Consider the following 14504-nt stretch of genomic DNA (forward strand, 5'->3'; position numbering starts at 1 on the left):
ATACAAATTACCCTGATACATAACGACCTCCTTAATTTTTTGCTATCTTGGTTTAATGAGTAAAATGGAGGTTGAATCAGCATCTTCAACTGTCCACCCCGCCTGAACCTGTTTTACCGACAACGCTCCTACTATTATAAGGAACGATTCCTGACATCCTGTGTCAGTATTTTGAGGCCAGATTTGACGGGTTTTGTGAGCCGAAGTTATGGGTTTAACGCCTGCCGGGTCTGGGGAAAGGGGCCAACCATGCGCGCCGATCGCTTGCTTTCCATGCTCATGCTTTTACAAATCCGGGGCCGGATGACGGCCGAAGAATTGGCCGAAGAATTGGAAGTGTCGCCCCGCACCATTTACCGCGATTTGGACGCCCTGAGCATTGCCGGGGTGCCGGTTTATTCCGAGCGTGGCCCCAGTGGGGGCATTTCCTTGCTGGATGATTATCGCACCAATTTAACCGGCCTCACCCGCGCAGAAGTGCGCGCCCTGTTTATGTTCACCGTGCCCGGCCTGTTTGCCGACCTGCACGCCGACAAAACCCAGGAAGCCGCCACGCTCAAACTGCTGGCCTCGCTGCCCGCGCCGTTCCGCCAGGATGCGGAACTGGCCCGGCAGCGCCTGCACCTGGACCCGGCGGTCTGGTTTCAACCGGCTGAACCGGCCCCCTATTTATCCCTCATTCAGGATGCCGTGTGGCAAAACCGGCGCGTGCGAATTGTCTATCGTCGCGGCGACGGCGCGTGGGTGAAACGTTTGATTGACCCCTATGGCCTGGTGGCCAAAACCAGTGTGTGGTACGTAGTGGCCGGCGTGCTAAGAATGACCCTCACCTTTCGGATATCACGCATCCAGGAAGCGGTGTTAACCGACAGCACCTTTGAACGGTCGGCGGATTTTAGCCTGGCCGATTATTGGGCTAACTGGTGCGCTCAATTTGAAGCTTCGCACGAAAAATACGGGGTCACCTTGCGCGTGGCCCCGGCAGGGATTCCCAGCCTGGTGCAAATGTTTGGTGAGGGGATTCACACGTTGGTTGAGCAGGCGGGGGCGCCGGATGATGAAGGGTGTTGCACCTTGACCCTCACCTTTGAATCGCCGGAGGCGGCCTGCCAGAAAATCCTGGGGTTAGGCACGGCAGTAGAGGTAATAGCGCCGCAGGCGCTGCGCAAACAGATGTTAAATATGGCAGAGCAGGTAACTAATCTCTATACGAAATAGGTAAGGAGTGAAGATGATGCTCCAAGCAGTGCTATTACCCCTTTTGAAAAATATCTGGACGCCTACCACCCCATTGGAGCCGCGCAGAGAAAAAAATGAAGGTGATGATCAGGCTAGATAAAAAAACTGGGCCACTCAATAGAGTGGCCCAGTCTCGATCAGGTTTAATGACCCGGCCTTCACCGACGAAGGACGAAGGATGAACGAGAAAAATAGTCGTTGGTCATTGGCCGTTAGACAGGAAGGTCAAAACTGTGTCCAGACTTGAGCAGTCACCAAACTATCCGGCCATCTTCTTCATGGCCGCTATAACCCGCTCCGCCACCGCCGATACCTCACCTTCCCCGTCCACCTCGATCAGTAGACCGGCTTCACGATAATAATCAATTAACGGGGCGGTTTGGTTGTGGAATGTTTTAAGCCGCGCCCGCACGGTTTCGGGTTTGTCATCGTCGCGCTGGTAGAGTTCGCCGCCGCAAACATCGCAAACGCCCTCTTTGGCCGGCGGCTTGAATTTGGTGTGGAAGGGCGTTTGGCAATTGCGACAAATCCAGCGCCCTGCCAGGCGACTCACCAATTCCTCGTCTGACACTTTGATATACAAAACGCCATTCACACCCCGGCCTAAATCATCAACAATTCCCTGCAAAGCTTCAGCTTGAGGCAGGGTGCGAGGGAAACCATCCAAAATGATCCCTCCTTTGGTATCGGGCTTTTGCAGCCGATCTTTGAGCATGGCCGCGGTCACATCATCCGGCACCAACTCGCCCTTGTTCATGTAAGTTTGGGCCAACTTGCCCAACTCGGTTTCGTTCTTTAAATTCTCGCGGAACAGGTCGCCGGTGGCAATATGTTTAAGCTCAAACTGCTCACAAATCTGTTCGGCTTGCGTGCCCTTGCCGGAGCCAGGCGCGCCAAATAATACTACAATGTCAATCTTCATTACGTTTAAAATTCCTTTCTTGGTTTGATGGAGAAGTAAAAAACAAATCCGTCCTGTAACTATGGGGTTACAACGGGCGGATTTGTTGGGGTTGATCAATCATTAACCGGCCTTTTTGAGCAAGAGCTAAAAATTTGAGGCCACGTTAAATATGCTATTCTGCCGTGGTCGGTTCGGCAGTCGTTTCGGGCGACGCCTCACCCGCTTCCTCTCCACCCTGCTCTTCAGGGGCCGGCGTTCCAAAGAAAATCCCTGGGGCCGAGGTGGGTGTTGGCTGGGCCGCCCGCCGGCTGCTGCCGCTAACCAAAAAACCGGCGGCCATACTGATCACCACCAACGCGCTGATCACAATAATTAAAATTTGCTGCGTCGTCATCTTCTTTTTGGGCGCAGCAGCCACACTTTTTGGCGGCGGCGGGCCGCTTTTTTTCTGTTTTTTCTTTTTGCGATGTTTTGAAACAGGCACGTTAATCTCTCCTGATTTAGACTTCATTATATTCAGACAGATTATACTCGCTGCCGGTTTTATTGGCAAGCAGGTTTGATTGACTCTTGTTTGAGGGGGAATATAATTGGCAGTTACCATACCAAATAAGGACTACGGAATAAAGTTTATGCCTTCACCCAAACATTTTCTGCAAACGGTATCTTTTATCCTGGTGCTGTTTTTGTTGGCCGCTCAATGCCACTCTCCACCCCCACCGCCTTTACCGGCCACGCCCACCGGCCCGGTGGTCCGCATCGCCCTGCTCTCTCCCGCCAGCGGCGAAATGGCCACCTTTGGCCGGTTCATGCGCAACGGCGTGATCATGGCCTTTGACAAATGGAATGAGCAGGGCGGCGCGCTGGACCATCAAATTGAATGGACCAATTACGATACCCACTGCCGGTTTGAACCGGCCCGCCAGGCGGCCCAACAGGCCATCGTCGAAGGACATCAGTTGATCATCGGCCCGCTTTGCTCCACAGCCGCCATTGCCGCAGCCACGGCAGTTGAATCAGAGCAAGCGTTGATGATTTCACCCACTGCCACTCATCCCCTGGTTACGGTTGACGGCCGGGGCCAAACGCGACCCATGGTTTTTAGGATCAGCTATGTGTGGCCGTGGCAAGCCCGGGCGGCGGCTCAATTTGCCCGCGATAATTTAAAGGCCAATCAGGCTGCGCTGCTTTTCCCGGCCGGCGACGATTACGCCGTTGCCCTGGCCGAAACTTTTAGCCAACAATTCGCCGCCCACGGCGGCAAAATTGTCTATCAGGGCCGTTATACCCCCGGCCATACCGATTTAGCCGGCGTTCTCACGGCCATTGGTCAGAGCCAAGCTGAGATCATCTATTTACCGGCTGATGCCGCTCTGGTCAATCAGGTAGCCGGTCAACTCAAAGAATCGGGCCTGGCGGAAGCCCCAACCAAAATTCCAACAGCCTTAACCTTGTTGGGCAGCGATAGCTGGGAATCTCCCGAACTTGACCTGTCGGTGGCTGCAGGTAGCTATTTTACCGCTCATTTTGCAGCGGCTGAGAACCGTCCCCTGGTAAAAACCTGGACCAATGCCTATAAAGCTACCTATGCCATTGAGCCAGATACCCTGGCCGCCCTCGGCTACGATGCGGCCAATGTGCTGATTACGGCTATTGAACAAGCCGGCACATTTGAGCCTGCCGCCATAGCTCAGGCTTTGGAACAAGGTAAGTTTACCGGGGTAACGGGCCAAATGAGTTTTGACGCTCAACATAATCCCCTCAAGCCGGCCCCCATTCTTTACATTGATCGGCAAAGTCTTGTTTTTTTTACATCCATTGTACCCCGGCAAGAGTGATGGTCTTGTCCCAATCATTTTGACACCCGCCTCAAGCTTTGCTATACTGCTCTGTTGACTTTATTGAGCAAAAAAGTAAACTTGCAAGTTCAAAATAAAAAAATGGAGGACAATTCGAATGAAAAAGTTTCTTTTTGTGATCACTCTGCTTTTGGCTATAGTTTTGCTTGCCGCATGCGGCCCGCCTGAACAGGCCGGCGGCGGCGAAGCAGCCGGCGGCGGCGAACAGGTAACAGGCGACACACCCACCCCCGTTATCTTGGCTACGCCGACTTCCAAACCGGCCCCACCTACCCCCACGCCCAGGCCAACACCAACCCCAGCCCCCACTGAACCGCCGGCGGAAGAGGGGACGACCGAGGCTGAAGGCGAGGCTGAAGTTACCGAACCCGAGCCGGCCGCTTCAGGCCCTCTCTTTGAAGACATGATCCTGATTCCGGCCGGGCCTTTTACCATGGGCCAAGATGGCAGCAAACCTAAAAACGGGCCGGCCCATGAAGTTGATGTGCCGGCCTTTGAAATTGACCGTTTTGAGGTGACAAACGACGAATTTGCTCAATTTGCCGAGCAAACGGGCTACGTCACCTACGCCGAACAGGGCAATAGCAGAAATTGGCGGGATGTTGTTGAAGGCAAAGGCAACCACCCGGTGGTTTATGTAACCTGGGACGATGCCGTGGCTTACTGCGAATGGGCCGGCAAACGCCTGCCCACCGAAGCAGAATGGGAAAAGGCTGCCCGTGGTGAAGATGGCCGGACCTATCCTTGGGGCAACGATTTTGTGGCCGACAATGGTAACTTCAAGGAAGGCGGCATCCGAGGGACTACGGCGGTAGGCAGCTTCCCGGCTGGCGCCAGCCCTTACGGGGTAGAGGATATGGCCGGTAATGTCCGCGAGTGGGTGCAGGACTATTTTCTGGCCTACCCTGGTGCAGCCCCCGATGCCGACCGTTTCTTTGGTGAAGAAAACCGGGTTAACCGGGGCGGCGGCTGGTTTGACGGCGAAGAAGGCGAATTGGTTACAACCTACAACCGCAATGCTGGACCGCCTGGCTCCAGCGCCAACGACGATATCGGTTTCCGCTGCACCCGCGATGCGCAATAATGATTTCAGCGGGGTTGTCCCATTTTTTGAGAATAAACCCTGAAGGTTTTAGAAGCCCTTAGGGTCTGCTTAAATTTGGGACGCACCTGATTTCAGCCGCCAAGCGTTACGCTGAGTAATTTAGAAATCTGTGGTTCACTTATTCCAAACGCCCGGTTTGAGATAAAGCCGGGCGTTTTTTGTTTTTGCCAAGTTGATATACAATTTTGAGCTTGAGGTGAGGTGACGAATTTAATGTTTGACCTAATTGCCTTTGATGCTGACGATACCCTCTGGCATAACGAACCTTTGTACGCCAATGTTGAAAAAAAACTGGTGATCTTGCTGGCCGAATATGCCAACAGCGAAACGGTTAGCCAGCAGCTCTATGAAACAGAAATGAAAAACCTGAAAGATTATGGCTACGGCATCAAAAGTTTTGCCCTGTCAATGATTGAGACGGCCATCAACCTGTCCGGCGGCCAAATCCAGGGGGCAGAAATTAAACAGATCATCAAGTTTGCCAGGGAGATGATCGCCAATGATACCCAACTTTTGGAGCACGTGAAAGAAACAATCAGCCTGTTGGCCAAATCATATCCCCTTATGATCATTACCAAAGGCGACCTGTTGGATCAAGAGGTCAAACTCTCCCGTTCGCGCCTGGGCCGCTATTTTCAACACCTTGAAGTAGTCAGCGACAAAACCCAGCAAACTTACACCAACCTGTTGGCCCGGCACAATATCAGGCCACAGCGATTTTTGATGGTAGGCAACTCGCTAAAGTCTGACATTCTGCCCGTGATTGCCCTGGGCGGGCATGCGGTGTACATTCCTTATCACGTTACTTGGGCCCACGAAATGGTAGAGCATCATCCCGGTGAGCATAATGGGTATTATGAATTGGAACACATGGGGCAATTGCCCCGGTTACTTGAGAGAGTCAGTGGTAATGAAGGAGCGTTGGCCACCTCGTCCAATAACAAAATTGCTGCGAACCGTGAAAAAAGTTAAACAACGGCTTATCCCCAAATTCGTCCTTATCCTCTTCATCTTTCTCCTCGCCGCCCAATGCCAACCAACCCCCACCCCCACCGGCCAACCTCTCTCTTCCCCTACTCCTACTCCCACCCCCCTCCTCATTCCCCCTATCCAGCCGGGCGACGGCTCGGACCTGATTGACCGTTTGCTGGAAGAAGGCTTCGTCCGGGTTGGCATCCGGGTATGGCCGGGGGCGGAATTTTCGCCGCCCGCTTTTCGCGGATTTTCCAATGCCGTTACGGGCGGGGCGCTCAACGGTTTTGAAGTTGATGTGGCTCATCAAATAGCCGCCGATTTGGGCCTGGAACTGGAACTGGTTGAAGCCTACCCCCCTGTCCTGGCCAGCGGTCAATGGCAGGGCGAATGGGATGTGGCCATTGCCTTGTTGACTCCTTTTGACCAGGCTCCCGAAATGGTGGCTTTTTCCCGGCCTTATGGCTACATGCCCATGGGCGTGCTCATTCCGGCCAATGAAAATACTATCCAAACCTTTAACGATTTAGCAAACAAAAAGGTGATTGTATTGGAATACAGCGCCTACCAACAGCTTTTAGCACCTGCCGGCCAAACGCTGACCGTAGCCGGGCAACCGCTTTTGCCCCAAATCCCGCCCAATATTCAACCGATTCCCGTGAGCAATTTGCTCAAAGCCATCCATCAACTAAGTGAAGCCAATAGCCAGCCACAGGCCCAGATGGATGCTATTTTGGGGCCTACGCCAATTTTACAAGAGGCCGTCAAAAGCGGACTGGCGGTAAAAATGGCACCCCAGGCCCAACATATTGGCTTCCGGCCGTTGGCCATTGCCGTTGTGCCTCAAGATGGGCTAAAAACAGAACGACTCCTCGCCGAGATTGATAAAATTCTGGCCCGCTTACAGCGACAGGGAATCCTGTCGGAAATCTATCTGCGTTGGTATGAGCAAGATTTAAGCCATCTTCCAACCTCATCACCCTGAACACAATGAGGCCAAGGTGTAAAAGATTAATTTACTTGACATATTTGAACTCCTTTGTTATACTTGCCATCTAAACAACGTCTAAAGTCCAGGTTATAGGCTCTACCTTATTCTCGGCAACATAAGATCGTATTTATTCAGGTCATGTCATTCTGAGCGAGGAACGAGCGAAGAATCTCCATGAAATATATCAAAACCGACGCAACGTTATGCCCCATGGAGATTCTTCGGCCTCTGGCCTCAGAATGACATGGTAAGGTGAATAGTTACAGAAAATATTTGCCCCCCTCACAGCCAAGCTGAGGGGCAGAAGTGACGAGTGGTTCAATGAAGAATCTGCCAACTCCTGCCAATCTTATCTTTAGCGCCGCTATTTCCCCATACCCTCCCCATAAACAGGAGCACCTGAATCACACTTGCTTGCTGCCAATGGTCGTCGTTTCAAACGTCGGTATTTATATGATCAGGTAGTGATCAGCGCGATTCTTGAGAATGATCACCTTCATTCAATTTTTTAGAAAGGGGTGATGTTTAGCGGATTACAGGGTACATTAAACGTGGTAGTGGGGTAGACCTGATAAATATGCAAAGAGACACTAATATTTACAGAGCTACTCAAGTAAACCTGATTTCAAAAAAATGAAAAGGAGATTGATTATGCGTAAAAAATTTAGTTGGTTAATTTTAGTGGCCATGATTTTGACCCTCTTGCCGGTAGGCGTAACTGCCGCGCCGCCCCAGCAAGACGGGGGCACCGCCTACACCATTCAAGCCGACGACTGGCTATCAAAGCTGGCCGACAAAGAATATGGCGACCCGCTGGCCTACCCGGCCATTGTCTATTACACCAATTTGAAGGCTGCGGCAGATGACTCCTTCAACGAGATTGATAATCCGGATCTGGTTGAGGTGGGCTGGGTCATTTATCTGCCCAGCAATGACGAGGCAACGGCCTTCTTGACCGATACCGGCTCGGTTGCCGGCGGCACCTTCATCTTTGGCCGCGGCGGCGACTCGGTCCAGCTCGATCCCGCCATTGTCACCGACGGCGAAAGCTTCCGCGTTACCGGCCAATGTCTGGAACCGCTCTATCAATACGAACCCGGCTCCACCAAGCCGATTCCGGCGCTGGCGACCAAGTGTACCGCCAACGAGAACAGCACCGAGTGGACCTGCGCGCTACGCCAGGGCGTCAAATTCCACGACGGCACCCCCTTTAACGCCGACGCCGTCCTCTTTAACTTTGACCGCTGGAAATTTACCGACAACCCTTACCACTTTGCCAGCCAGGTATTCGAATATTACGAGTACATGTGGTTTGGCTTTGACGACGACAGCATCATCTCCAGCGTCGAAAAGGTGGATGACTATACGGTCAAGTTCGTTTTGAAAGAGCCTCTGGCCCCGTTCCTGGCCAACCTGGCCATGGACATATTTGCCATTTCCAGCCCGGCCGCCATCGAAAAGTATGGCGAGAATTATGGCCTGCCCGAGGCCGGCTGTGTGGGCACCGGGCCGTTCAAATTTGTGGAATGGGTTGAAGGCGACCACATCACGGTGGCGGCCAACAAAGACTATTGGGGTGGTCCACCCACCATTGACGAAATTGTGTTCCGGGTTATCCCCGACGACTCGGCCCGGTTCCTGGCCCTGAAATCGGGCGACATCCACGGGCTGGAGCAAGCCACGGCTGAAGACATTGCCGCGGCTGAGGCCGACCCCAACCTGTACGTCAAGGCCCGCCCCGCCCTCAATACCGCTTATCTGGCGTTCCATTACAAAATTAAGGAACTCCAGGACCCCAACGTTCGCAAGGCGATTGCCCATGCCATCAACCGCCAGGGCCTGACTAAAAACTTCTTCGGAGCGTATGGCGAGGTAGCCACCAATTTCTTGCCGCCGCTGGTTTGGGGTCACAACGAGGCCATTCCGGGTTGGACCTACGATCCAGAGCTATCCAAAAAATTACTGGCCGACGCCGGTTATCCCGATGGCTTGAGCGAAGTAACCATCGCCGAGGATATTATGGATGCGGAGGGCAACGTAGTCTATAAAGCGGGCGACAAGATGCCGCTAAAATTGTACTATTTGCCCATAACCCGCTTCTACCATCCCAGCCCCAAGGAAATCGGGGAGGCCCAGGCCGCCGACCTGACCAGAGCGGGTATCAATGTGCAGTTAGAACTGGCCGGCGACTGGCCCACCTATCTGGGCCTGCGGCGCAATGGCCTGCTCGTTGGACTGTACCAACTCGGCTGGGGCGGCGATAACGGCGACCCCGACAACTTCCTCAACTACTTCTTTGGCGGTTTGAGCTCCGCAGACGCCGTAAAAGAGCCTGACCCGCGCGAAGGCTTCTACGCCAACCAGGAAGTAGCCAGGCTGCTCTACCAGGCTGCGATCAACCCGGACCAAGCTGAACGCCAGGCAATCTACGAAAAAGTGGAACAACTACTGTACGATGACACCGCCCGGTTGTGGATGGCACACAATAACACGCCGCTTCTCTTCTCCAAGAAGATCAGCGGCTACGTGCCCCAACCCGTTGGCGCAGATTACTTTGAAGGCGTAGTCATTGCCAAGTAGGCGCTAAAAAATTATCTTGTTCCCAAACTGGAGTTTGGGAACAAGATAAACATATTCATCATCCAGGGGGTGCGGGGCTATCTCGCGCCCCCTGATCCTAAAGTGGAGGTGCTCTTGACCCGATACCTCTTGCAACGGCTGATTTCATTGATACCCACCTTATTAGGTGTTACCGTGGTCATATTTTTATTGCTGCGCCTCATTCCCGGCGACCCGGCGGTGGCGATGTTGGGCGAGCATGCCGCCCAAGAGAACGTAGAGCGAATCCGCGCGCAGTTTGGCCTTAACCGACCCTTGTTTCTGGACCCGGCAGCCCTGGAAAACAATGACTTTGCGGGTTTTTTTGACAGCCAATATCTACGTTTTTTATATCGCCTAGGACAGGGAGATTTAGGCAATTCAATCCATCGCCGCATCCCTATAGCCGACGAACTGAAACAACGCTTTCCGGCCACGGTTGAGTTGTCGTTATTTGCCATGGCCCTGGCGGTGGCTATCGGCATCCCTGCCGGGATTGTCTCGGCGGCCCGGCGTAACTCTATCTGGGACGGGATCAGTATGGTTGGCTCGCTCATTGGCGTTTCAATGCCCATTTTTTGGCTGGGCCTGATGTTAATCATGCTCTTTGCCGTTCTGCTGAATTGGTTTCCCATCGGCGGTCGCCTGGACCATGATACAAAACTGACCGTAATTACTAATTTCTTCCTTATAGACAGCCTGATCACGGCCAACCTGCCGGCCTTGTGGGATACCTTAAAACACCTGATCATGCCGGCCATCGCCCTGGCTACCATTCCTATGGCCATCATCGCCCGGATGACTCGCTCCAGCATGCTGGAGGTGCTGCACGCCGACTATATCCGCACCGCTCACGCCAAAGGCCTGAGCGAACGAGCTGTTCTGATCCAGCATGCCCTAAAAAACGCCTTCCTGCCGGTCATCACCATCATCGGCCTGCAAACCGGCATTTTGCTGGCCGGGGCCATTTTAACAGAAACAATTTTTGCCTGGCCCGGCATTGGCAAATGGGTTTATGATGCCATCCTGGGGCGCGACTATCCCGTGGTCCAGGGCGGCACGTTCCTGATTGCCCTTGTTTTTGTGCTGGTCAACCTGCTGGTGGATCTATCCTACGCTTACCTGGATCCGCGGATTCATTACGATTGAGGACCCCATTATGGAACTAACATCCCAAGAGATTAGCCTGACCGCCGCCTCTATGCGCAAGCATCGCTCGCTGTGGGGAGACGCCTGGCGACGCCTGATCTCCAGCAACACGGCCCGCCTGGGCATGGCCATTGTAGTTTTTTTTATTCTATCTGCGGCGCTGACTCACTTTTTTTGGGAATATGACCCCAAGACAGACCTTGATTATTCCTTAAAATTAAAAGCGCCCAACCTGAGTCCCACCGGGGAAATTCCCTCAATTCACCCCTTTGGCACCGACAAATTGGGGCGCGACATCTTCCGCCGCGTGGCTCACGGCGGGTGGAACTCGCTGCGGGTGGGCCTGGTGGCGGTGGGCATCTCTTTGTCAATTGGCAGCCTGCTTGGCCTGCTGGCCGGATTCTACGAAAGTATGCCGGTAGGACCGGCAGGACGCATTATTCTTTTTGGGGGGATAGGCCTGTGCCTGGGCAGCGTGTCGGCCTGGATTGCCGGGCAATGGTTTCAGGCTGTTTTATTTTGCCTATTGGGAGTTGGCGCCGGCTTTTGGGATAATCTTCTGGCCGGCAACCAAACGGCGCGGGTGGCTCTTTTTGGGGGGATAGGACTCGTATTCGGCGGCTTGCCGGCCCTGACGGTTGCTTTGGCTACGGCCGTTGTCTGCGGAATTCTGGGGCTGCTCATTGGCGGCCTGGTGGCCTTGCCCTTGGGGGGGCCGCTTATTTCGGCCATCATTATGCGCCTCATGGACATTATCCTGGCTTTTCCTGGCATTTTGCTGGCCATTGCGATTGTGGCCATGCTTGGGCCGGGCCTGGAAAAAGGGATGATTGCCATTGGCGTGGTGGCCATTCCGGTGTTTGCCCGGCTGGCCCGCTCTACCGTGTTGAGCGTGGTCCGCGAGGAATACGTTTCGGCGGCGCTGGCCGTGGGCGTGGGCCAGGGCCGGATTCTCTTTCGTCACATTACCCCCAATATCCTATCGCCGCTCATTGTCCAGGCCACTATGGGGTTGGCCGGGGCCATTCTTTCGGCGGCGGCCCTGGGTTTTTTGGGATTGGGCGCTATTCCGCCGGAGCCGGAATGGGGGGCCATGCTCGGCGACAGTTATCGCTACTTGACCACCGGGGCCTGGTGGGCCGTTTTGTTCCCCGGCCTGGCCATTATGCTCAGCGTATTGGGCTTCAACCTGCTGGGCGATGGTTTGCGCGATGCGCTCGACCCGCGCCTGCGGGTATAAAAAATCTCACCCTAAACGAGTCACCCCCAACCCCGGCCCCGCCGGCAAACAAAGTTTTCCCTGCTCCAGCCGCACCCCCGCATAAGGATTATTGTCCACGTTCAAATTGCCGTCCAGGTCGGCAAAATCTACCAGAGGGGCCAGGTGAGCCGCGGCCGTAATGCCCACCGCGCTCTCGGTGGCGCAGCCCAACATCACCTGCATACCCAATGTCCGGGCCAGGGTGATCATGCGGCGGGCTTCGCGCAAGCCGCCGGCCTTGCTCAATTTGATATTGACCCCATCGGCCCCGCCCCCTAAAGCCAGAATGTCACCGGCCTGTTGCACGCTCTCATCGGCAATGAGCGGCGGCATGTGGCCGGGCAGCAACGAACGCAACCGCTGCCAGTGCTCAAGGTTGCCCCGGCGCAGGGGCTGCTCGATAAAAAGTAAGTCATAAGCCGCCAGGCGAGGAATAAGGTGCGCGGCTTCGTCCACGCTCCAGGCGCTATTGGCGTCTACACAAAGGCGAGCGTTGGTTTCCGCGCGCGCCATACGCACAATGGCTTCGTCGGCCTGCACATCGCCGGTCCCCAGTTTTAGTTTGATAATGGGGAAACCCGCCACAGCCCGCACTTGTTGCCGCAAATCCGCTTCGTCTGTGGGGATGCTGATGGTGATGGCGCTGAGTGGACTTTGCGCCGGATTCAACCCCCATAACTGATAGAGCGGATAGCCCAACTGTTTGGCCCAGAAATCGTGCAGAGCGATGTCTATGGCGCTGCGAGCCGGAGCCGGGCCGGGGGGCAGCCGGTCAAGCATATCTTCCAAGGCTAACGGGTTGTCTCCCAACAAACCAGCCGCATCCAGGTTTTGTAGGTAGGCTACTACCTCGGCCTGGGTATAGCCGCCGTAAGGCATAATTGCGCCTTCGCCAACGCTATCGCCCAGGTGAACCAGCACATTATGGCGAACCACACTGGTACCGTGAGCAATCCGAAAAGGGGTTTTGAGGGTAAGGGTGATGGGCTCAACCACTAACCTCATACCGGCTCAATCTCAAACCCGGCCCAAAATTCTAACGCCTTCACCAACGCATGATTTCCGTCGCCGCCCAAACCGCGCTTTTGCAAAGTATTGTATAGTTGATGGGCCAGCGCCGTGCCGGGTAAAGGCACGCCCATTTTGTCAGCCGCTTCCAGCACCAGGCGCACGTCTTTTTGCTGCAAATCAATGGCGAAACCGGGCCGAAAATCGCGGCGAATGACCTGCGGGCCGCGATGGGAAAGGGTCCAACTGCCCGCGGCTCCCGCGCTGACCGCTTCCAGCGTTTTCGCCAAATCTACCCCACCGGCCTGAGCAAAAAGCAGCGCCTCGCCCAAACCCAGCATGGTGCTGACCACCAAAATTTGGTTCACCAACTTCACCGTTTGCCCCGCGCCGGATGAACCAACGTGAGTGATTTTTTGGCCCATTGCTTGCAGCACCGGCAAAGCGCGTTCAAACGTTTCGGCCTCGCCGCCAACCATGATTGACAGCGTGCCCTGGGCCGCCCCTTCGCTGCCGCCGCTTACCGGCGCATCGAGCATGGCCGCGCCTTTTTCGGCCAGGGCCGCGCTCAACTGGCGCGTTGCGCTGGGGCTGATGGTGCTGCAATCAATCACCACGCTGCCTGTCTTAACTCCGGCCAGCACGCCGCGTTCGCCCAGCACAACCGCTTCCACGTCCGGCGTGTCGCTAACGCAAATAACAATCATATCGCTCCTGGCGGCCACGTCGGCCGGATCGCTGCCGGCCTGCGCGCCGGCTTCCACCAGCGGCGCGGTTCTACCGGCGGTGCGATTCCACACGGTCAAGGGGAATCCGGCCTTGAGAATATTGCTCGCCATGCTCCGGCCCATAATGCCCAGGCCAATGAAACCAATTTTTTCTGTCATCACTAATTTCCTTTCTCATTCAGATTGTCAAGGCAACTTGATTTTAATTATCTCTCTCATAGGGGCAAATCTTTGCTTTGCTTAGGATTAGATATCAAATAAGTTCTGCAAATGGAAACACAACACCTGGCTATTTTATCGCCGAATGTGGAAGTTATTGCATCCTAAGTTCTTAACTATGTTCACGTTTGCCAGATTCCCTACTGACCTGTAAAATTGGGCCTTAGAAATGGAATAAAAATTTGAGGCAGCAGTGCCGCTGCCCGAGCTTATACTGAGGTTAGTACACCGTCAAGTTAATTCTGATAGATTGGGATAGGGGCGCACCCTTGCGGTCGCCCCATATGGGGCAGGCGCAAGGCCGTGCCCCTACCCGTCAAAATTTGTCTGACAGTGTATTAGTTTGAAACCATTACTTTCAGTAACAATGGCGGATATGTCATCCGACGCCGCTACGCTTACAGGAGAAATCTCCTCGAAACCGTACCTTTAGAAGGAGATTTCTCGGCTTATGGCCTCGAAATGACATTC

Annotated in this window: 12 protein-coding genes; 8 read left to right on the forward strand and 4 right to left on the reverse strand. The window is 54.4% G+C overall.

The genetic code is table 11. The features are described from left to right. The first annotated feature begins 249 nt into the window (after window positions 1-249). The gene (locus JW953_10680; GenBank protein ID MBN1993158.1) at window positions 250-1218 is read left to right on the forward strand and encodes a YafY family transcriptional regulator; all 969 of its coding nucleotides are present in this window, start codon (window positions 250-252) and stop codon (window positions 1216-1218) included. Window positions 1219-1498: 280 nt separating this feature from the next. On the opposite strand, the gene JW953_10685 is transcribed toward JW953_10680, so the two are convergent. Beyond that, window positions 1499-2161, reverse strand: a complete 663-nt coding sequence (locus tag JW953_10685) for an adenylate kinase (GenBank protein ID MBN1993159.1) — start codon at window positions 2159-2161, stop codon at window positions 1499-1501. A 154-nt stretch (window positions 2162-2315) separates the two neighbouring features. Beyond that, window positions 2316-2627 carry a hypothetical protein gene (locus JW953_10690; protein MBN1993160.1) on the reverse strand — a complete coding sequence of 104 codons (312 nt, stop codon included), beginning with the start codon at window positions 2625-2627 and terminating at the stop codon, window positions 2316-2318. Window positions 2628-2775: 148 nt separating this feature from the next. Between JW953_10690 and JW953_10695 the strand changes: the two genes are divergently transcribed. The 7 genes from JW953_10695 (at window position 2776) to JW953_10725 (ending at window position 12057) form a co-directional block, all read left to right on the forward strand. Beyond that, on the forward strand, window positions 2776-3981 hold the full coding sequence (locus JW953_10695) for an ABC transporter substrate-binding protein (protein ID MBN1993161.1): 1206 nt from the start codon (window positions 2776-2778) through the stop codon (window positions 3979-3981). Between the two features lie 118 nt (window positions 3982-4099). Further along, window positions 4100-5086, forward strand: a complete 987-nt coding sequence (locus tag JW953_10700) for a formylglycine-generating enzyme family protein (GenBank protein MBN1993162.1) — start codon at window positions 4100-4102, stop codon at window positions 5084-5086. A 234-nt stretch (window positions 5087-5320) separates the two neighbouring features. Next, window positions 5321-6079: an HAD family hydrolase gene (locus tag JW953_10705; protein ID MBN1993163.1), complete on the forward strand. Its 759-nt coding sequence runs from the start codon at window positions 5321-5323 to the stop codon at window positions 6077-6079. Next, a complete protein-coding gene (locus JW953_10710) occupies window positions 6066-7064 on the forward strand; it encodes a transporter substrate-binding domain-containing protein (protein ID MBN1993164.1) in 999 nt (332 codons plus the stop codon). The genes JW953_10705 and JW953_10710 overlap by 14 nt, the downstream gene beginning before the upstream one ends. Window positions 7065-7721: 657 nt before the next feature. Then, entirely contained in the window at window positions 7722-9650 is a 1929-nt protein-coding gene (locus tag JW953_10715; GenBank protein MBN1993165.1) for an ABC transporter substrate-binding protein, read from the forward strand. Window positions 9651-9764: 114 nt separating this feature from the next. Next, a complete protein-coding gene (locus JW953_10720) occupies window positions 9765-10817 on the forward strand; it encodes an ABC transporter permease (GenBank protein ID MBN1993166.1) in 1053 nt (350 codons plus the stop codon). A gap of 10 nt (window positions 10818-10827) precedes the next feature. Next, window positions 10828-12057 carry an ABC transporter permease gene (locus JW953_10725; protein MBN1993167.1) on the forward strand — a complete coding sequence of 410 codons (1230 nt, stop codon included), beginning with the start codon at window positions 10828-10830 and terminating at the stop codon, window positions 12055-12057. A gap of 6 nt (window positions 12058-12063) precedes the next feature. Here the strand turns inward: JW953_10725 and JW953_10730 are convergent, their stop codons facing one another. Both JW953_10730 and JW953_10735 read right to left on the reverse strand, forming a co-directional pair. Further along, on the reverse strand, window positions 12064-13074 hold the full coding sequence (locus tag JW953_10730; protein ID MBN1993168.1) for a dipeptide epimerase: 1011 nt from the start codon (window positions 13072-13074) through the stop codon (window positions 12064-12066). A 5-nt stretch (window positions 13075-13079) separates the two neighbouring features. Then, window positions 13080-13973: an NAD(P)-dependent oxidoreductase gene (locus JW953_10735; GenBank protein MBN1993169.1), complete on the reverse strand. Its 894-nt coding sequence runs from the start codon at window positions 13971-13973 to the stop codon at window positions 13080-13082. Between the last annotated feature and the right edge of the window lie 531 nt (window positions 13974-14504).

The organism is Anaerolineae bacterium, from assembly GCA_016931895.1.
Classification (GTDB): Bacteria; Chloroflexota; Anaerolineae; order 4572-78; family J111; genus JAFGNV01.